At 65.9% G+C, this 17916-nt stretch carries 19 protein-coding genes; 7 read left to right on the top strand and 12 right to left on the bottom strand.

All coding sequences use genetic code 11. From position 1 onward, the window contains the following. Positions 1-5: 5 nt before the first annotated feature. Positions 6-2918: an MMPL/RND family transporter gene (locus MTY59_RS01920; RefSeq protein ID WP_221044182.1), complete on the bottom strand. Its 2913-nt coding sequence runs from the start codon at positions 2916-2918 to the stop codon at positions 6-8. Beyond that, entirely contained in the window at positions 2915-3358 is a 444-nt protein-coding gene (locus MTY59_RS01915) for an MmpS family transport accessory protein (protein ID WP_221044181.1), read from the bottom strand. The genes MTY59_RS01920 and MTY59_RS01915 overlap by 4 nt, the downstream gene beginning before the upstream one ends. Positions 3359-3480: 122 nt before the next feature. On the opposite strand from MTY59_RS01915, the gene MTY59_RS01910 reads away from it, so the two are divergent. Next, entirely contained in the window at positions 3481-4314 is an 834-nt protein-coding gene (locus MTY59_RS01910) for a TetR family transcriptional regulator (RefSeq protein ID WP_221044180.1), read from the top strand. Positions 4315-4318: 4 nt separating this feature from the next. Here MTY59_RS01910 and MTY59_RS01905 read toward each other — a convergent pair whose 3' ends face one another. After that, a complete protein-coding gene (locus MTY59_RS01905; RefSeq protein ID WP_221044179.1) occupies positions 4319-5122 on the bottom strand; it encodes an emopamil-binding protein in 804 nt (267 codons plus the stop codon). A gap of 353 nt (positions 5123-5475) precedes the next feature. After that, on the bottom strand, positions 5476-5880 hold the full coding sequence (locus MTY59_RS01900) for a hypothetical protein (RefSeq protein WP_221044178.1): 405 nt from the start codon (positions 5878-5880) through the stop codon (positions 5476-5478). Positions 5881-6031: 151 nt separating this feature from the next. On the opposite strand from MTY59_RS01900, the gene MTY59_RS01895 reads away from it, so the two are divergent. Continuing rightward, positions 6032-6370 (top strand): metal-sensitive transcriptional regulator, encoded by a 339-nt coding sequence (locus MTY59_RS01895; protein ID WP_221044177.1) that lies wholly within the window; start codon positions 6032-6034, stop codon positions 6368-6370. Between the two features lie 115 nt (positions 6371-6485). Here the strand turns inward: MTY59_RS01895 and MTY59_RS01890 are convergent, their stop codons facing one another. Beyond that, positions 6486-6977 carry a DUF302 domain-containing protein gene (locus MTY59_RS01890; protein ID WP_221044176.1) on the bottom strand — a complete coding sequence of 164 codons (492 nt, stop codon included), beginning with the start codon at positions 6975-6977 and terminating at the stop codon, positions 6486-6488. A 4-nt stretch (positions 6978-6981) separates the two neighbouring features. Continuing rightward, positions 6982-8157, bottom strand: a complete 1176-nt coding sequence (locus MTY59_RS01885) for a thiolase family protein (RefSeq protein WP_221044175.1) — start codon at positions 8155-8157, stop codon at positions 6982-6984. Between the two features lie 97 nt (positions 8158-8254). Here MTY59_RS01885 and MTY59_RS01880 point away from each other — a divergent pair, with 97 nt between their 5' ends. Next, positions 8255-8731 (top strand): winged helix-turn-helix transcriptional regulator, encoded by a 477-nt coding sequence (locus tag MTY59_RS01880; RefSeq protein WP_221044174.1) that lies wholly within the window; start codon positions 8255-8257, stop codon positions 8729-8731. On the opposite strand, the gene rsgA is transcribed toward MTY59_RS01880, so the two are convergent. Both rsgA and aroA read right to left on the bottom strand, forming a co-directional pair. Next, on the bottom strand, positions 8715-9710 hold the full coding sequence (gene rsgA, locus MTY59_RS01875) for a ribosome small subunit-dependent GTPase A (RefSeq protein ID WP_221044173.1): 996 nt from the start codon (positions 9708-9710) through the stop codon (positions 8715-8717). The genes MTY59_RS01880 and rsgA overlap by 17 nt on opposite strands. Further along, a complete protein-coding gene (gene aroA / locus MTY59_RS01870) occupies positions 9707-11002 on the bottom strand; it encodes a 3-phosphoshikimate 1-carboxyvinyltransferase (RefSeq protein ID WP_221044172.1) in 1296 nt (431 codons plus the stop codon). Before aroA ends, rsgA begins: the two co-directional genes overlap by 4 nt. Before the next feature lie 44 nt (positions 11003-11046). Between aroA and MTY59_RS01865 the strand changes: the two genes are divergently transcribed. Continuing rightward, positions 11047-11811 (top strand): SOS response-associated peptidase, encoded by a 765-nt coding sequence (locus MTY59_RS01865; protein WP_221044171.1) that lies wholly within the window; start codon positions 11047-11049, stop codon positions 11809-11811. A gap of 161 nt (positions 11812-11972) precedes the next feature. Next, on the top strand, positions 11973-12404 hold the full coding sequence (locus tag MTY59_RS01860; protein ID WP_221046210.1) for a PPOX class F420-dependent oxidoreductase: 432 nt from the start codon (positions 11973-11975) through the stop codon (positions 12402-12404). A 244-nt stretch (positions 12405-12648) separates the two neighbouring features. On the opposite strand, the gene MTY59_RS01855 is transcribed toward MTY59_RS01860, so the two are convergent. The 4 genes from MTY59_RS01855 to MTY59_RS01840 all read right to left on the bottom strand — a co-directional run bounded on the left by MTY59_RS01855 (position 12649) and on the right by MTY59_RS01840 (position 15861). Beyond that, positions 12649-14025, bottom strand: coding sequence for an HNH endonuclease signature motif containing protein (locus MTY59_RS01855; RefSeq protein WP_221044170.1), 1377 nt, complete (start codon positions 14023-14025; stop codon positions 12649-12651). Positions 14026-14144: 119 nt separating this feature from the next. After that, positions 14145-14381, bottom strand: coding sequence for a hypothetical protein (locus MTY59_RS01850; RefSeq protein ID WP_221044169.1), 237 nt, complete (start codon positions 14379-14381; stop codon positions 14145-14147). An 80-nt stretch (positions 14382-14461) separates the two neighbouring features. Further along, the gene (locus MTY59_RS01845) at positions 14462-15082 is read right to left on the bottom strand and encodes a TetR/AcrR family transcriptional regulator (protein ID WP_221044168.1); all 621 of its coding nucleotides are present in this window, start codon (positions 15080-15082) and stop codon (positions 14462-14464) included. An 8-nt stretch (positions 15083-15090) separates the two neighbouring features. Then, complete coding sequence (locus MTY59_RS01840) at positions 15091-15861, bottom strand: SDR family NAD(P)-dependent oxidoreductase (protein ID WP_221044167.1); 771 nt, start codon at positions 15859-15861, stop codon at positions 15091-15093. 42 nt (positions 15862-15903) lie between these two features. Between MTY59_RS01840 and MTY59_RS01835 the strand changes: the two genes are divergently transcribed. Further along, complete coding sequence (locus tag MTY59_RS01835; RefSeq protein ID WP_221044166.1) at positions 15904-17169, top strand: alkyl sulfatase dimerization domain-containing protein; 1266 nt, start codon at positions 15904-15906, stop codon at positions 17167-17169. Then, on the top strand, positions 17166-17915 hold the full coding sequence (locus tag MTY59_RS01830) for an SDR family NAD(P)-dependent oxidoreductase (RefSeq protein ID WP_221044165.1): 750 nt from the start codon (positions 17166-17168) through the stop codon (positions 17913-17915). The genes MTY59_RS01835 and MTY59_RS01830 overlap by 4 nt, the downstream gene beginning before the upstream one ends. Position 17916: the final 1 nt, after the last annotated feature.

Here is a 17916-nt window from a genome sequence, read left to right as displayed (position 1 = left end):
CGCTCCTATCTTTGGGTGGTGACGGCGCCGTCAGGGGTCACCACTGGGTCTCCGTCTTCCCAGAGCAGCAGCTGGCGTACCGCGGGGCGCGGTCCGTAGGGACGCAGCATCGTGCTGGCCGGGCGCGGTCGCACCCGCAGCGGCCACCAGAACCAGCGCCCCAGCAGCGCGGCGATGGACGGTGTCATGAATGCGCGCACGATCAGGGTGTCGAACAGCAGACCCAGCGCGATGGTGGTCCCGATCTGACCGAGCACGCGTAGGTCGGCAAACACGAAGGAGGCCATGGTGGCCGCGAACACGAGGCCGGCGGAGGTGACCACTGATCCGCTGCCGGCGATGGCGCGAATGATGCCGGTATTGATTCCGGCGTGGACTTCTTCTTTGAACCGGGAGATGAGCAACAAGTTGTAGTCCGATCCCACCGCCAGTAGCAGGATGACGGCCAGCGCCAGCACGATCCAGTACAACTGGATGCCGAGTATGTCCTGCCAGAGCAGCACCGATAGGCCGAACGAGGCGCCCAGCGACAGGGCGACGGTACCCACGATGACGATCGCGGCGATCAGGCTTCGCGTGATGAACAACATGATCAAGAAAATCAGGCTCAGCGCCGCCATTGCCGCGATCATCAGGTCGTAGGTCGCCCCTTCTTGGATGTCCTTATAGGTCGCGGCGGTGCCGGAAAGGTAGATGTGGGAGCCGGCCAATATGGTGCCCTTCACCGCGTCTTTGGCCGCATTTCTGATCTGGTCGATGCTGGCGATGCCGCGTGGGGTGGCGGGATCGCCCTCGTGGGTGATGATCATTTGGGTGGCTTTGCCGTCCGGGGAGAAGAACAGTTTCAGGCCGCGTTGGAACTCGGGGTTGGCAAAGGCCTCGGGCGGCAGGAAGAAGGAGTCGTCGATCTTGGCGGCGTCATACGCCTGACCCAGCGCGGTCGCGGTGTCGGTGTTGGCCCGGGTTTGGGCGTTGATTCCCGAGTTGGTGGCGTAGTTGGACAGCGTCAGCCGTAAATTTTTCTCCTGATCGGCGATCTGCGGTGGTAGCAGCGTCACGAGTTTTTGTTGGCCCGCATCCAGCTTGTCCAGACTCGCTGTGAGTGTGGTGAATTGTTGGCTGAGTTGGTCGATCCCGTCGATGGCGTTGAAGACGTTTCTGATCGCCGAGCAGGCCGGGATGTCGTAGCAGTGTTTTTCCCAGTAGAAATAGCTGCGAATCGGGCGCAAGAAGTCGTCGAAATCGGCGATCTCGTCGCGCAGTTCGTTGATGGTACCGATGGTGTCATGAAAGCTTTGGGTCTCGTCGTGGGTAGAGGCGGCAAGGTTCTTCTGCAGTGCGTACTGCTGATTCAGGATGCCGACGGTGTGGCGTATCTGGTCGGCCTGCTTGAGCAGGTCGTCTGCACGGTCTTTCTGGTACTGCAGGTTCTCGATGTTCCCGACGTTTCCCGCGCTGATCTGAAACGGTATCGAGGTGTGCACGATTGGGGTTCCCTGCGGCCGGGTGAGCCCCTGCACTTTCTGAATGCCGGGCAGGTGGAAGATGGCTCTGGCGATCCGTTCGACGACGAGCATGTCGGCGGGATTGCGCATATCGTGGTCGGCCTCGACCATCAGCAGTTCGGGATTGAGTCGGGCTTCGCCGAAATGTCGCTCGGCGGCGGCGTAGCCGAGGTTGGCCGGCGAATCGGCGGGCATGTACTTGCGGGCGTCGTAGCTCGTCGTGTATCCGGGCAGTGCCAGCAGGCCGATCAGCGCCACCGCGACCGTGGCGACAAGGATGGGGCCGGGCCAGCGCACGATGCCGGTTCCGATGCGCCGCCAGCCGCGGGTGCGCATCGCGCGTTTGGGGTCGAACAGACCGAAATGGCGGCCGACGGCCAAAATCGCCGGCGCCAGGGTCAATGCGGCTGCCAGCGCGACAAGGACGCCGGTCGCAGCTGGAATGGCCATGGTCTGAAAGTAGGGAAGCCTGGTGAAGTGCAGACAGAACACCGCGCCCACGACCGTGAGACCCGAGCCCAAGATGATGTGTGCGGTCCCGCGGTACATCGTGTAGAAGGCGGTCTGCCGATCTTGGCCGATATGGCGTGCTTCGTGATAGCGGCCAAGGATGAAGATCGCATAGTCCGTTCCGGCGGCGATCACCAGCAGAGTCAGCAGATTCGTCGAGTACGTTGAGAGCCCGATGATTCCGGAGTTCGCCAACAGGGCGACGACTCCGCGGGACGCGGTCAACTCGATCATCACCGTGAACAGCACGAGAATCGCGGTGACCAGAGAACGGTAGACCCAGAACAGCATGACTATGATCACCGCGATGGTGATCAACGTGACCATCAAAGTACCTTTGCTGCCCACCTCGAACTGATCGGTGACCAGCGGGGCGGCGCCGGTGACATACACCTTCACCCCCGGCGGCGGCGACGAGTGAGCCACGATGTCGCGCACCGAATCTACCGACTGATTGGCGAGCGACTGGCCCTGGTTACCGGCGAGGTTCACCTGCACCAGGGCGGCCTTACCGTCGTCGCTCTGGGACCCCGAGGCGGTCAGCGGGTCCCCCCAGAAATCCTGGATGTGCTGTACATGCTTGGTGTCCTGCGCGAGCTTCTTGATCAGGCCGTCGTAGTAGTGGTGTGCGTCGGCTCCGAGCGGCTGATCGCCTTCCAACACGATCATCGCTGCGCTGTCGGAATCGAATTGCTTGAACACCTTGCCGATGCGTTTACTGGCCAGCAGCGCCGGTGCGTCCTGTGGGCTTTGTGCCACGTTGTGTGCCTGGGCGACCTTTTCCAGTTGCGGCACATAAACATTGGTGACGACCGCTACGGCAAGCCAGAAAGCCGCGATTGGCACCGAGAACCGCAGCAGCATCCGCGGTACCGAGCGCCGCGGCTCGTCACGATCGCTCATGCGGACTTCACCAGGCAGAACGTGTACGCGTTCACGGTGTTGACGGTCCTTTCGTCTTTGACTTCGCCGTCCACGATGATGCGGCAGCCCAGTGTGTTGCTATTGCCTTGTGCCACAAGGTTGGTGAAGGCCCCGGGCTGGGTGGTTACCATCTGCAGCGACCACGGCAGGGGTGCGTTCATGACCTTCTGCGGCTGCACGTTGATGTCGAGATAGTTGATGGTGGCCACCGTTCCGGGGTCGCCGAACACCTGCAAGGTGATGTGCTTTGGGTTGTAGTTGACGTCGTTGCCGATGGGGCCGGGGGTCGAGGTGTCATTATTCGAGCCGAAGATGCGATGCAGTCGATAGACGCCCGAGCCCGCGGCGGCGACCACAATGAGCGCGACCAGAACGACCCAGGACCGTTGGAGCCGGCGGCCGATCGAAAGCCTCTTCATGGGTCCCGTTCTCATTCAGCTGCGCGGTGGCGACATCGCGGTGAAGCATCGTCTCACCGTGTTAACCTAACTGGTACAGACAGTAATTGCGGCTTGTATCTAATTCCAGAGGAGTTTATAGCATGACTGCCGCGCCATCTAGGCTCGACAGCCGCCCTGATGTTGAGGAACTCCCGGTTGCCAAGGAACTCGTGCAGGCGGCACTACGGGCTGCCGAGAAGCGGGGCATGGACGTAGCCGATGTGCCGGTGCTGGCTATCGCGCGTGAGGCTGGGATCTCGCGTAGCACTCTGCTGCGCCGTCTTGGCGGCACTCGGGCCGCGTTGGACGAGGCTGTCCGCGCTGTCGGGGTGGACCCAGGTGGACAGTTGCCTGTCCGGGCCCGGGCGTTGGCTGCGGCGGCCGCGTTGATCAGCGAATCCGGTTTAGCAGCAGCGACTTTGGAGGCCATCGCCGCGCGTGCCGACTGTGCGGCGCACAGTCTCTACATGGCCTTCGGCAGTCGCGATGAACTACTGCGGATCGTGTTCGAACACCACAGTCCCATCCCTGATCTCGAGGATGTCCTCGACACCGCCACTGACGACCTGACCGCTACGGTGCGGCGCCTGTATCAGGCGCTGGCGACAGCACTGGGTCGCGAACCCCGGGTCGCGCCGGCGATCCTCGCCGAGGTGTTCGCCCGTCCCACCAGCCCGACCGTCCAGACACTTGCCCAACACGCCATTCCGCGGATGCTGGAAGTGCTTGGCACCTGGCTGAATACACAAGTGCAACGAGGACGGCTACGCGATTCGCCCACGCCGTTGCTCATTCAGCAACTGATGGGCCCGATGCTGCTGCACATGCTTGGCCGACCCGCGCTATCGGCCGCCGCTGTGATCGATGTGCCTGACATGGACACTACGTGCGAGGCATTCACCGCAAACTTCGTGCGAGCCGTAGCTGCCGATTGACGCATCACGCGGGCACGGATGCCGCGGAATCGGTTCCGGTGCTGACAGATGCGGCCGTGCGTGCCGTCGCTCCGGCGCGTCTGGTCAGGTAATCGACCTGAAGGTACACGGCATAGAGCACGAATACCGGCAGGATCATGTAGGGGACGTTCTCGCCGACCAGCTTGAACCACAGGCCGTAAGCTCCCTGACCGATGTCGTTGAAGCCCGCCCGGATCTCGGTGACGTAGTACACGACGGTTCCGGTGAGCAGGACCGTGATGCCGAAGAACACCAACCACAGACTCTTGATCCGCGACTCGTCGGGTAAACCCTTGCGCAACAGGCGCAACCACGAGATCGTGAGCACGACGCCGACGAGCACCGCGGCGAATTCCAATCCGAAGATCCAGGGATCGTTGCTGCGGTAGCGGGTGTCGGCCAAGCCGTATTGCCACCACAGCCACCGCCAGCCGGGGTCGGTCGTGAGAGTCCACAGGTTGAACGGGTGGCCGAGCAGAAACGGCAACTCATATGTCAGCTGGCTACCTGCCGTCAAAGGTATGTAGATCAGCGTCAGTTCCGACGCTAGCTGTAAACGCGATTGCTGCTCACCTCGTGCCTTCCAGAACAAGATGAGCGGCAGCAGCAATACGGGGATGCCGAAGATCAGGTTCGCCGCCACATCCACGGTCAGCGTCGGAGGCAGCAGCCTGGTGGCCTCGGCGATGGTCATGAAGATGAAGACGACCCCAACGACGGAAAGGAGACCGATGTAGGCACGTTGGCGGTGCGGCGCAAAGGGGCGGGCAAGCTCCGGTGATTCCATGGCGCGACTCCTACCTAGACCGCAGTGTCAAGTAGTTGATATCAGGTAGTTGACTCTATCGGCGACATAATTCACCGTCAACAGTGAAAATCGGCGGCAGCACGACGGGCGAGGGTGTCCATCCGAAAAACCTCGCGCCACAATCGATGACAATTAGGCGGCGATTTCGGGTCTCGATGCGGTCTCTCTCGGCAGTCGCTGAGTCATCCGTCCGATCAGGCTGCGGCGCAGCGCACCGGCCATCGCCCGAGTGGCCCAGCGCCTTCCGGCTCCAGTGTCCTGTGCCCGGCCGGCACCACAGGGGAGAAGCTGTGTCTCCGGGAATGATGGTGGGCGCCGGGCGCGGTTTCAGCTCAGCGCGGCCCCATCATCCCCGAGCCCATCCCGCCGGGACCCATCGTCATGCTGGGCATCATCGGTCCGGGTGTCATCGGGCTACCTGGTCCCATCTGGCCGCTTGGCGTCTTCTGGTTCGCGGGCCCCGTCATTGCGCCCTGTGCCGTGTGTTCCCCGGATTTCATCTGGCTACAGCAGTCCATCTTGTCCGGCCCCGCGTGGTGACCGCCGTTGCCCCACCAACTCAGGAAGAACCCGGAGAAGAAGATCGCCGCGGCAATGAACAAGCCCCCACTGACGATGCCCACCCATGCCAACGCTTGCTTGAGGCGACTCGGCTGGACACCGCCCACCGGCTCGACAGAGGGGTGGGTGTCTGCGGGTGTGCTGGATTCAATTCCTGCATCGGTCGAACTAGGCATGGGTTCGCCTCCTGGAGTGAGTTTGATCGACTGCCGCCATGCTACCCCTCCCGGGGAGGGGTGGGGTAGAGTTGAAATCGGCGCAGCCCAGTCGGGGTGGTGTCGGTGACAATTGGTGTCGGTGACAATGGCTGCCGGAAGGAGGCGATTGATGGCGCAGGAACTGACTGCGAAAAAGCATGCGGCGCTCAACCGGCTAAAGACGGTCCGGGGTCATCTCGACGCCATCGTTCGCATGCTCGAAGCTGACGCCTACTGTGTCGACGTGATGAAGCAGATCTCTGCGGTGCAGTCCGCGCTAGAGCGAACGAACAGGGTGATGCTGCACAACCATTTGGAAACATGCTTCTCGCAGGCCGTCCTGGGTGGACACGGGCCAACAGCCATCGACGAACTTGTCGATGCTCTCAAGTTCAGCCCCGCTTTGACTGGTCCGGATGCCTGTTTGAACGGCACGGCCGCCGACGAAGTGGTGAAGGCCGATGCGTGATGATTGAGCGGCATTGCACACCTGGTCGCGTGGCTCGACCACGCTAGCCGTGCGCCCAATCGCTTCCAAAGTCGTGACCAGGGCCTGCGAACCCGTTCTCGTCCTGTGAAGTCGACTAGTCGCCGGTCACCTTGGCGGCCAGCGCCGCCAATTTCACGTCGAGTTTCTCTGCCGCGCTGAGCAATTCCGGATTGGGTTCGACGACCATCAGCGACGACGGCTTGACGTAGGTCAGGCTGCTGTGTCCGTCGTCCTCCTCGAGCAACAGCAGCTCGACCGGGGCGAACAATCCGGCCGTTACGTCGTGGCGCAGCATGGTGATGGCAATCAGCGGATTGCCGAGGATGACGCGCAGCGCCTTGCGGTCGATGCCGGCCTTGGGGATCCAGGCGCCGTGGTCTACCACGCCGAACAGCATGAATCCGCTTGGGCCGACGTGGGATTCGACGCGCTGCTGGTAGGACTGCCAATCGCCGGTGGACGTCGCGATGTCGTTGATAGGCACCGGTTGCTCGCCGATGTCGGCGAGCAACGCGGCACGTAGTTCGTCGTAGCTCTTGGCGCTGTTATAGCGCACCCGCACGCCGTCGAATTTCGTCTCTTGCATGATCTCAGCCCAACCGCTCGATGATGGTGGCGTTGGCCATGCCGCCGCCCTCACACATCGTCTGCAGCCCGTACCGTCCACCACGCTGTTCCAGCGCGTTGACCAGAGTCGTCATCAGCCGAGCGCCGCTGGCGCCCAACGGGTGACCGATCGCGATCGCGCCGCCGTTGACGTTGGTCTTGGCCAGATCCGCCCCGGTGTCCTGGGCCCAGGCCAGCACGACGGGCGCGAACGCCTCGTTCACCTCGAACAGGTCGATGTCGGCCAGCGTCAAACCCGCACGGCGCAAGACCTTCTCGGTCGCGGGAATAACGCCGGTCAGCATGTACAGCGGGTCGGAGCCCACCACGGTGGCGGTGTGGATCCGCGCCAGCGGACGCAGCCCCAGCTTGCCGGCGGCCTCCCTGCTGGCGATCAGCACCGCGGCGCTGCCATCGGACAGCGGCGAGGAGTTACCGGGCGTGATCTCCCAATTAATCTGCGGGAAGCGGGCTTTGGCCGCATCGCTATAGAACGCCGGCTGCAACCCCGCTAGCGTCTCGACCGTGGTGCCGGGGCGGATGATTTCGTCGGTGGCCAGCCCGGCGATCGGAATGAGCTCGTTGTCGAACAGCCCCTCCTTGGTGGCGCGGGCCGCCTTCTCGTGGCTGCCGGCCGAGAACTCGTCGAGCTGAACGCGCGAGAAGCCCCACTTCGCGGCGATCAGTTCGGCGCTGATGCCCTGCGGGACCAGGCCGTCGGGGTAGCGCCGGGTCATGTCCTCGCCCATCGGGTTGCTGCCCGGCAGCACCTGCGTGCCCATCGGCACGCGGCTCATCGACTCGACGCCACCGGCGATCACGAGGTCGTAGGCGCCGGCGACCACGCCCTGGGCGGCGAAGCTGATGGCCTGCTGGCTACTGCCGCATTGCCGGTCGATCGTGACACCGGGAACCGATTCCGGGAAACCGGCGCCCAGCAGCGCATTACGGGCGATGTTGGCCGCCTGGTCACCGACCTGGGTGACGGCGCCGGCGATGACATCGTCGACTTGGGCCGGATCCACGCCGGTGCGCGCCACCAGCTCGCGCAGGCTGTGGGCCAGCAGATCGGCGGGCAACACGTCGTGCAGCGCGCCACTGGCCTTGCCCTTGCCGATGGGGGTGCGGACGGCTCCGACAATGACGGCGTCGCGGTTCATGACTCCTCCTCGAGTCTGGCTGATCTAGGTATAGATCACTGTATTCAGGTAAACACCTCGGTATGCTTAAAGCAACCCAGGTGCGGAGGTGATTTAGATGACACTGCTGCAAGGACCGCTGGCCGACCGCGACGCCTGGTCGGCGGTGGGCGAGTGCGCGATCGAGAAGACGATGGCGGTCGTCGGAACCAAATCCGCGATGCTGATCATGCGCGAGGCGTACTACGGCACCACCCGATTCGACGACTTCGCCCGCCGGGTGGGCATCACCAAGGCCGCCACCTCGGCGCGGCTGAGCGAACTGGTCGAGCTGGGACTGCTACGGCGCCAGCGTTATCAGGAGCCCGGGCAGCGCAGCCGCGACGAGTACGTGCTCACCGACGCCGGCATCGACTTCATGCCGGTGGTGTGGGCGATGTTCGAATGGGGGAGGCGTCATCTGCCGGGCCGCAACCGGCTGCGGCTGATCCACCTGGGCTGCGGCGCCGAGGCGAGCGTCGAAATACGTTGCGCGGAAGGCCATCTGGTGCCGCCCGATGAGCTCGGCATGCGGCTGGCTAAGAAGTCTGATTGAGCGCGGCCAGTAGCCGGCGGGCCGCGGCGACGCGGCGCACGGCGGGCCCGGTCAGGGTGTCCAGCGCGCACTCGGGATCGGCCGGCGGCCCCATGTGCCCGCAGCCGCGCGGGCAGTCCGCGATGGCCTCGGCCAGGTCGGAGAACGCCATCATGACGTCGTCGGGCTGGATGTGCGCGAGCCCGAAGGAACGGATGCCCGGCGTGTCGATCACCCAGCCGGTGGTGCCCAGCGGCTCGGTCAACGGCAGCGCCACCGACTGCGTCGACGTGTGCCGTCCCCTGCCGATATCGGTCACAACGCCGACGGCGCGGTCGGCATCGGGCACCAGGCGGTTCACCAAGGTGGACTTGCCGACGCCGGAATGCCCGAGCAGCACGGTGATCTTGCCCGCGAGCAGGTCCGCCACCGCGGGCAGGGGATCGTCGCGGCCTGCCTCGACCACCGTCAGGTCCAGGTCGATGAACTGCTCGGCGAACGGCTCCGGCGGGGCGAGGTCGGTCTTGGTCAGGCACAGAATTGGCGTGAGACCGCCGGCGTAGGCGGCGATCAGCGTCCGGTCCACCAGGCCGGTGCGGGGCGGCGGGTCGGCCAGCGCCACCACGATCAGCAGCTGGTCGGCGTTGGCGACCACCACCCGTTCGGTCGGATCGGTGTCATCGGCGGTGCGCCGCAACACCGTTCGTCGCTCGCCGCGACGCACGATGCGGGCCAGGGTGTCCGGCCGACCGGACAGGTCGCCGACCACGTCGACGTCGTCGCCCACCACGATCGGGGTGCGGCCCAGTTCGCGCGCCCGCATGGCGGTGACCCGGCGATCGACGTCGCCCCCCAGCACGCATCCCCAGCGGCCACGGTCAACGCTGACCACCATCGCGGCCTTCGCGTCGGCGTGCTCGGGACGGGTCTTGGTCCGCGGGCGGGAACCCCGGCCGGAGCGGATCTTGACGTCCGACTCGTCGTAGTCGCCGGGCTTCACATGCCGCGCTCTTCCCCGGGCTCCAGCATGCGGGCCCACAGTTGCGGAAAGTCTGGCAACGTCTTGCCGGTGGCGCCGATGTCGTTCACCTCGACCCCGTCCACCCGCAGCCCGACGATCGCACCCGCCATCGCCATCCGATGGTCGGCGTACACGTGCCACACCCCGGCCCGCAGCGGCGTCGCGGTGATCTCCAGGCCGTCGGGCGTTTCCGCGCAATCGCCGCCGAGGCGGTTGATCTCGGCGCTCAGCGCGGCCAGCCGATCGGTCTCGTGGCCGCGCAGATGACCGATGCCTGTGAGCCGGGATACCGATCCGGGCGTCGCCAGCGCCGCCAGGGCGGCCACCGACGGCGTCAGCTCGCCGACCGCGCGCAGGTCGACGTCGAAGCCGCCGTACTCCCCGGACCCGCGTACTTCTAGGAACGAATCATTCTGTGTGACATCGGCATTCATCTTGCGCAGGACGGCCAGGATGTTCTCGGCGGGCTGCACGCTCTCGGTCGGCCAGCCGGTGATGCGCACGGTGCCGCCGCTGACCACCGCCGCCGCCAGGAACGGAACGGCGTTGGTCAGGTCCGGCTCCACCTCCCAGTGCCGGGCCGCGACCGGCCCGGGCCGCACCGTCCAGCGGTTGGTGACGGAGTCGTCGACGTCAACCCCGGCCTGACGCAGCATCACCACCGTCATCGCGATGTGCGGCGCCGACGGCAACGACGCACCCGTGTGCTCCACGGTCAGGCCCTCGGCGAACGAGGCCGCGCACAACAGCAACCCCGAGACGAACTGCGACGAGGCCGAGGCGTCGATTTCCACGGTGCCGCCGGGGATCGAACCGGCGCCCAACACCCGAAACGGGAGACCGGCGCCGTCGATCCGGACGCCGAGCCCGCGCAGCGCGTCGAGCAGCGGCGCGATTGGTCGTGCCCGGGCCTGCTCGTCGCCGTCGAACTCCACCGCCGACTCGGCGAGCGCCGCCAGCGGCGGCACGAACCTCAGCACCGTGCCGGCCAGGCCGCAATCGACTTGCGCCGGCGTCTCCGGTGCGACGCGACCGCTGACCGTCAGCTCCGTCTCGTCACCTTCGATACGTAAGCCCAGAGTGCGCAGCGCCCCGATCATCAGGTCGGTGTCACGGCTGCGCAACGCCCCGCTGACCGTCGGGGTGCCCTGTTCCTGGGTGGCCGCCAGCGCCGCCAGCACCAGGGCCCGGTTGGTCTGCGACTTCGAACCCGGAACGGTCACGGTCGCGTGCACCGGCTGCGACGCCAAGGGGGCAGTCCACGTACTCATCGGTCCATCATCGCCTGTCGCCGGCTTCTGCCACCATGGAATGCATGTGTGGACGGTTCGCGGTGACCACCGACCCGGCCCTGCTGGCCGAGAAGATCAAGGCGATTGACGAGGCCACCGGTGCCGACGCCGGTTCGAGCGCCCCCAACTACAACGTCGCCCCGACCTCGACCATCGCGACCGTCGTCAGCCGGCATTCCGAGCCCGAGGACCAGCCGACTCGGCGGGTGCGGCTGATGCGCTGGGGTTTGGTGCCGCCGTGGGCCAAGGCCGGCCCCGACGGCGCGCCCGACACCAAGGGCCCGATGCTGATCAACGCCCGCGCGAACAAGGTCACCACGTCGCCCGCCTTCCGGACCAGCGCCAAGTCCAAACGCTGCCTAATCCCGATGGACGGCTACTACGAGTGGCGGGTCAACTCGAACGACGCGGCCGGCAAGAAGACCCGCAAGACGCCGTTCTTCATGTACTCCGAAGACGGGGAGCCGCTGTTCATGGCCGGCCTGTGGTCGGTCTGGAAACCGGCCAAGGACGCTTCGCCGTTGCTGAGCTGCACGATCATCACCACCGATGCGCCGGGGGAGCTGGCGCAGATTCACGATCGGATGCCGCTGGTGCTGCCCCAGCGCGACTGGGACCGGTGGCTGGACCCGGACGCCGCGATCGACGAGCAGCTGCTGGCCCGCACGCCCGACGTCCGCGCCATCCGGATGCGCGAGGTGTCGACGTTGGTCAACAACGTCCGCAACAACGGTCCGCAGTTGCTCGAGCCGGCCGAGCCGCAGCCCGAGCAGATGAAAATCCTGTAGCGCTGCTCTAGCCGCTACGCCGCCTCATCGTCGTCTCCGCTTCCGTAGTTCCTCGCTGGTCGCCAGCAGCACGACGACCGGCTGTCGGATTGCGCACAGCTTCTTCGTCGTATGGATAGACAACCGAGATGCCCGGAAACACGACGAATCAGGAGAACGCAATGAACATCGCAAAGCTCAACGACAGCGCACGCCAACTGATCGGTTCCGACCCGGCCACGCTTGTCACGATCAATCGCGATGGCAGCCCGCAAGTCAGCCTGGTTTGGGTGACGGTGCAAAGTACAGCCGACGGCGGTGATGAGCTAGTCACCGCTCATCTGCAGGAGCATCAGAAGATCCGCAACATCCGGCGTGATCCCCGCGTGGCGGTGACCATCGCGTCCACCGACCGCAGCGGGCCACAGACGCCCTATCTGTCGATCAGGGGCACAGCGCGCGTCGAGGAGGGCGGTGCTCCCGAAGTACTCAACGAGATCGCCACGACTATCTTCGGCCCCGGTACGGGGTTCCCGCCGCCTGACGCACCCCCCGGGTACCTGACTCACATCACGATCGAGAAAATCGGTGGCGTGGGCCCATGGGCGGCCTGAGTGCGAAGTTCTCGTAGGTTCGCCACCCGACCTCCACTTCGCTGTAAAGGCTTCCTAGCGCCAGCGTCGCCGCTTAGCCTCGACGTGTGGCCCGCTCTTGCCACCCGTCCCGTTGCGATTTTCCGATAGGACAGCGCTATTCGTGCTCTGTGGTTGGGGCCACGAGCCGAAAGTTCCGGTCTGGTCGTGGTCACGTTAGGACCTCGGTACAACCTCTCAAATTCCGGAAATGGGACCATTCCAGCTACGCCGCCTCATCGTCGTCTCCATCGCGCAGCAGCTTCTCGGGGTGATGGAAGGTGTTGATGCGCGGTTGGCCTCGGTCTAAGTGCGGGGGCGGGATCCATTCGGTGTCACCGCGGGCGTTCTTGCGGGTGGTCCAGCCTCCGGGTGTCAGGAGGCGGTGTTGGGGTCCGCAGGCGAAGGTCAAATCGTTGACGTCGGTGCTGTGGCAGGTGGCGTAGTCGGTGACGTGATGGACCTCGCAGTAGTAGCCGGGCACGGTGCAGCCCGGGGCCGAGCACCCGCGATCCTTGGCGTACAACACAATTCGCTGTCCGGGGGAGGCGAGTCGTTTGGTGTGATAGAGCGCCAGCGCCTTGCCCTTGTCGAAGATCGCCAGGTAATGGCGGGCGTGGCGGGCCAGGCGGATCACGTCGCTCATCGGCAGGATGGTGCCGCCGCCGGTGAGGCCTTTACCTGCGGCAGCTTCCAGTTCGTTGAGTGTGGTGGTGACGACGATGGAGGCCGGCAGCCCGTTGTGCTGACCCAGCTCGCCGGAGGCCAGCAGCGCGCGTAGCGCGGCGCCGAGTGCGTCATGGTTGCGCTGGGCGGCCGATCGCGGGTCGCGGTCGATGGCGTCCTGGGTGGGTGCGCCGTCAACACACGGCGTCTCGTCGAACGGGTTGCACATGCCCGGTGCGGCCAGCTTGGCCAACACGGCTTCCAGGGTGGCGCGCAGTTCGGGAGTGAGCCAGCCGCGCAATTGCGACATGCCGTCGGCCTGTTGGTTGCCAAGCGTCAGCCCGCGGCGGCGGGTCCGGTCCTCGTCGCGGTAGGTGCCGTCGGGGTTGAGGCAATCTGCCAGGGTGTCGGCCAGCGCGTCCAGTTGTTCGGGCCGATATCGACTGCCCTGCTTGGCCAGATCGGCTTCGGCGCGCTCGCGGGTGAGTTGGTCGATCCAGCCGGGCAGCCGGTGGCAGAACCGGCGGATGACGGCGACGTGGCCGGCCCCGAGCTGTCCCGCCCGCTGCCTCGCGGCGGTGCCCGCCAGTGCCGGCGCCAATGGCTCCCCGGTCAGCCCCTGCCGTGGTCCCAGATCGGCGGCCTCCCGGATGCGACGCGCGGCCTCGGCGCGGCTGATCAACATCCGTTCGGCCAGCGCGTGAGACAGCTTGCCGCCCAGCTCGGCCGGGGTGGCCTGTCGCGCAACCTGATTGATCAGCTTATGCTCGGCCACCGGCAGCCGTCGGCGCACCCTTTCGGAGCGCTCCAACAGCGCCAGGCATTCCCGGGGAGCCAGCGCGTCAAAACTCAGGTCCGCTACGCCCTCGACTGCGGCATCGAGCGCATCGAAGGCCGCGGTGATCGCGTCCCGATCGATGATGCCGCCCGAACTCATGCCCCGAAACTATCGGAGCCCACCGACAAAAATCGTCGATCAGATACTCTTGAAACCACAGTGACACAAGTGATTTCAGCGGCTTGGACCGGGAAGGGCGTGCCCGTCTGACGGCCGGATCAGTTGCTCAGAACCAACTTCCAGTTGCCGTTGACGTTCCGGTCCGGAACGCACCAGAAGTTGTTCCAGCTCCCCGGCGTGGTGGCCTTGACGCCCGGGCCGGCGTTCTGACACGCCTCCCGCGTCGGGTAATTGCCCTCCGTCTGAATCGTGTCGGCGCCGCTGACGCCCACGCCGATCGTCAGCAGCCCCGCCAACGCCAGCAGACCTGCGGCGGCAAAACGTATCATGTCCATCCAATCCTCCTGTGGGCGCACGAACCGGCGTTAACGGTATGCGCAATGGACCGGCCAGGGAGTGCTTTTTCGCCGGATGCTTAAGTTCGCTGGGCCGCAAGCGATACCGCGGTGGCCACCGCTTCCAGCAGGCGGCCGAGCTGCTCGGCGTCCCCGACGTTGCGGTCGCCGGCGGCCAGCCGGGTGAAGACACCGGCGATGAACGTGGTGACGGCGGTGGTCTGCGCGGCCAGCAGTGCCGGGTGGCGAGTGTCCGGCTGCAGGTGGGCGATGGCGTCACGGGCCATGCCGTTGATCCGGGCGACGAACACCTGCGACGTCTCGGCCAGGCCGGGATCGCGTGCGGCGCCCAGCAGCAGTTCGTGGCGCGCCCTGTTGAGCATGAGTCCCGATCCCTCGGCCTGGAACATGGTGAGCCGCGCCAGATGTGCGAAGGGGGAGCGCGGATCGACCGGCTCGTCGATCACCGATTGCAGATTGGCCACATCGATCTCCGCGACGCGCTTGCCGACGCCGCGCAGCAGGGCGGCACGCGTGCGGTAGTAGTACGACGTGGTGCCCTCGGGCACACCTGCGACGCGGTCGACCTGCCCGTGCGTCAGTCCGCGCGAGCCGTGCTCGGCCAGCACCCGGATCGCCGCATCGCACAGATCGCGGCGGCGTTCGTCGCCGTTGCGTCTGCGTGATCTGTCGGTGGCCATCTCCGTCCTCAACGCAGCACCGTGCCGCCGTCGACGTTGACGACCTGGCCGTTGATCCATTCGCCCTCGGCCGAGAGCAGGAAGGCGACCAGCGCGGCGACGTCGCCGGGATCGCCGACGCGGGGCCCCCGGATGCGCCTGAGCGCGGCGGCCTGAAGGTCCGGCCATTGCGGCACCGAACGGATGGTCTCGGTCGCGGTGAAGCCGGGCGCGACCGCGTTGCACCGGATGTTGTCCTTTCCCCATCGCGACGCGACATGCCGGGTGAGCGCGCCGATGCCGGCTTTCGCGGTGGCATAGGCCGGACGCGCGGGCTCGCCCTGGAACGCCGCCGCCGAGGACATGTTGACAATCGCCCCGCCGCCGCGGTCCAGCATTCTCGGGATCGCGTATTTCATGGCGGCCACGTAGCCGCGCAGGTTGACGGCCATCACGCGATCCCACACGTCGAAGTCGATGTCGACCACATCGCTGTCGGCACGGATCGTGCTCATATCCGCGCCGACGTTGAACAGCAGATCAACCCCACCGTAAGTCGTTGCGGCCGAATCGATCAGACCGGAGACCGACGCGGGATCCGCGAGGTCGAAGGCGACGTGGGTGGCCGTGCCGCCTGCCTCGACGATGCCCGCGACGGTCTGCTCCGCGGCGTCGGCCGCGACGTCACCGACGACCACCCGGCAGCCTTCGCCGGCCAGCCGGGCTGCCGTCGCAGCACCAATGCCGGTGGCGCCACCGACGACGATCGCCACCTTGTCGGCCAGACCGCGCAGACCCATGAGTATTGACTTTACCTCTAGAACTGTAGAGGATCGCAAGTCATGGCTGGGATTCACCGGGAGCGTCCCGGGGCCGCCGATCTGGCGGCGGCAACCGACACTCCTGCGGTTCCGCTTGGCGATGACATCTGGATGTCGCCTGGCGTCTCCAACTCCTACGCGGTCGGCACCGACGACGGGCGGGTCATCGTCAACGGTGGGCTGGTCTTCGAAGGCCCGTTGCACCGCAAGGCTTTTGCCGACGTGGCCGGCCCGACGCGCGCCATCATCGTCACCCAGGGGCACGCCGACCACTGGGGCGGGGTGAATTCGCTGCGCGACGCTGGCACCGAGGAAACCCAAGTAGTCATGCACCGCAACTACCGGTACTGGCGCGACGACAACACCCTGCTGATGGGCTACCGGGTGCCCAAGACGTCGTTCGCCTTCCAGAAGTTCTCCGACGCCGTGCTCGAGCACTTCAAGACCATCGACCCCGCGACCATCGACTTCTCGTTCCCCGAGCCGACCACGACGTTCGACCAGCGCATGAGCCTCACGGTTGGCGGACGCACCTTCGAGCTGGCGTGGACGCCCGGGGGCGAGACCACCGACGCGCTGGTGGTGTGGCTGCCCGAGGATCGAATCCTGTTCACCGGCAACCTGTTCGGTCCGCTGTTCGGCCACGTCCCGAACCTGATGACCATCCGCGGCGATCGGTATCGCGACCCGATCCTCTACATCGAGTCTCTGAACACCGTGCTGGAGTACGGACCGCGGCGGCTGATCACCGGTCACTTCGACCCCATCGAAGGGGCCGACCGCATCGCCGAGGAGGTCACCGCGATGCGCGACGGAATGCAGGCCGTGCACGATCGCACGGCCGAACTGATGAATTCCGGCGCCGACCTCCACACCGCGATGCGCGAGGTCAAGATGCCCGAGCACCTCGACATCGGCGAGGGCTACGGAAAGACCTCCTGGAATGTGCGGGCCATCTGGGAGATGTACACCGGATGGTTCCGGCATCGCTCCACCACCGAACTCTATGACGTGGCACCGGATTCGGTTGCCGCCGACGTGGTCAGCGCCGCGGGCGCAGACGCGCTGTTGGACGCCGCCCGCGCCAACCTGGCCGTCGGCCGTGCGGTGCAGGCCATCCACCTCACCGACTTGATCCTGGCCGCGCAGCCGCTGCACGCGGGGGCGCGGGCGACGGCCGCTGATGCGCACGAGGTGCTGCTGGCCGGCACCGAAAACTTCTGGGAAAAGGCCTGGCTCATAAAGTCAATCAACGAATTGAGGACCTTAGAAAGGGACTCGGAATGAACTCCGTCAACTTCGATTTCACCGGCGCCCACGTGCTGGTGACCGGCGGCACCAGCGGCATCGGCAACGCGATCGCGACCGCGTTCGCCGGCGCCGGGGCGGCCGTCACGGCAACCGGCACCCGCGGCTCGGCAGCCGACTATCCCGAGACGGAACTGGACGCGTTCACCTACCGCCAATGCCAGATCCAGGATCCCGAATCCATTGATGCCCTAGCCGATTCACTGGGTGACCTGGACATCCTGATCAACAACGCGGGCGGCCCCTATCCCGCCGGCGACGAATACGATCCGGACGGCTACGTCGCGTCGGTGACGCAGAACATGCTGGGCCCGATGCGGCTGACCATGCGCTGCCACGAGCGCCTCAAATCCAGTCAGGCCCCGGGCGGCGCGAGCGTCGTCAGCGTCGTCTCGATGTCCGCGTTCCGGTCGGCGGTGTTCGTCCCGGGCTACGCCTCGTCGAAGATGGGCCTGATCGCCCTGACGATGAACCTGTCGCGGCGGTGGGCCAACGACGGGATACGGGTCAACGCCATCGCACCCGGGCTCATCGACACGCGAATGACGCACCCGGCCATGGGAATTCCCGAGGTGATGGACGTCGAGATCGGCTTCCACACGCCGCTGGGCAGGCCCGGGACTCCCCAGGACTGCGCCGGCGCGGCGCTGTTCTTGTGTACCGACGCCGCCTCGTACATCACCGGCAGCACCATCGCCGTCGACGGTGGATACCTGACGGTCTAGG

The organism is Mycobacterium senriense, from assembly GCF_019668465.1.
GTDB classification, from domain to species: Bacteria; Actinomycetota; Actinomycetes; order Mycobacteriales; family Mycobacteriaceae; genus Mycobacterium; species Mycobacterium senriense.
The sequence above is the reverse complement of the archived record's forward strand: the minus strand, read 5'-3'. Positions and strand labels throughout refer to the sequence as shown.

What these genes read in the sequence shown, in the direction of transcription:
- MTY59_RS01865 (WP_221044171.1), top strand. Translation starts at nt 11,047, where the DNA reads ATGTGTGGACGGTTCGCGGTGACCACCGACCCGGCCCTGCTGGCCGAG.
- MTY59_RS01910 (WP_221044180.1), top strand. Translation starts at nt 3,481, where the DNA reads ATGACTGCCGCGCCATCTAGGCTCGACAGCCGCCCTGATGTTGAGGAA.
- MTY59_RS01915 (WP_221044181.1), bottom strand. Translation starts at nt 3,358, where the DNA reads ATGAAGAGGCTTTCGATCGGCCGCCGGCTCCAACGGTCCTGGGTCGTT.
- MTY59_RS01860 (WP_221046210.1), top strand. Translation starts at nt 11,973, where the DNA reads ATGAACATCGCAAAGCTCAACGACAGCGCACGCCAACTGATCGGTTCC.
- MTY59_RS01900 (WP_221044178.1), bottom strand. Translation starts at nt 5,880, where the DNA reads ATGCCTAGTTCGACCGATGCAGGAATTGAATCCAGCACACCCGCAGAC.
- MTY59_RS01885 (WP_221044175.1), bottom strand. Translation starts at nt 8,157, where the DNA reads ATGAACCGCGACGCCGTCATTGTCGGAGCCGTCCGCACCCCCATCGGC.
- MTY59_RS01890 (WP_221044176.1), bottom strand. Translation starts at nt 6,977, where the DNA reads ATGCAAGAGACGAAATTCGACGGCGTGCGGGTGCGCTATAACAGCGCC.
- aroA (WP_221044172.1), bottom strand. Translation starts at nt 11,002, where the DNA reads ATGAGTACGTGGACTGCCCCCTTGGCGTCGCAGCCGGTGCACGCGACC.
- MTY59_RS01835 (WP_221044166.1), top strand. Translation starts at nt 15,904, where the DNA reads ATGGCTGGGATTCACCGGGAGCGTCCCGGGGCCGCCGATCTGGCGGCG.
- MTY59_RS01855 (WP_221044170.1), bottom strand. Translation starts at nt 14,025, where the DNA reads ATGAGTTCGGGCGGCATCATCGATCGGGACGCGATCACCGCGGCCTTC.
- MTY59_RS01895 (WP_221044177.1), top strand. Translation starts at nt 6,032, where the DNA reads ATGGCGCAGGAACTGACTGCGAAAAAGCATGCGGCGCTCAACCGGCTA.
- MTY59_RS01830 (WP_221044165.1), top strand. Translation starts at nt 17,166, where the DNA reads ATGAACTCCGTCAACTTCGATTTCACCGGCGCCCACGTGCTGGTGACC.
- MTY59_RS01850 (WP_221044169.1), bottom strand. Translation starts at nt 14,381, where the DNA reads ATGGACATGATACGTTTTGCCGCCGCAGGTCTGCTGGCGTTGGCGGGG.
- MTY59_RS01845 (WP_221044168.1), bottom strand. Translation starts at nt 15,082, where the DNA reads ATGGCCACCGACAGATCACGCAGACGCAACGGCGACGAACGCCGCCGC.
- MTY59_RS01920 (WP_221044182.1), bottom strand. Translation starts at nt 2,918, where the DNA reads ATGAGCGATCGTGACGAGCCGCGGCGCTCGGTACCGCGGATGCTGCTG.
- MTY59_RS01905 (WP_221044179.1), bottom strand. Translation starts at nt 5,122, where the DNA reads ATGGAATCACCGGAGCTTGCCCGCCCCTTTGCGCCGCACCGCCAACGT.
- MTY59_RS01840 (WP_221044167.1), bottom strand. Translation starts at nt 15,861, where the DNA reads ATGGGTCTGCGCGGTCTGGCCGACAAGGTGGCGATCGTCGTCGGTGGC.
- MTY59_RS01880 (WP_221044174.1), top strand. Translation starts at nt 8,255, where the DNA reads ATGACACTGCTGCAAGGACCGCTGGCCGACCGCGACGCCTGGTCGGCG.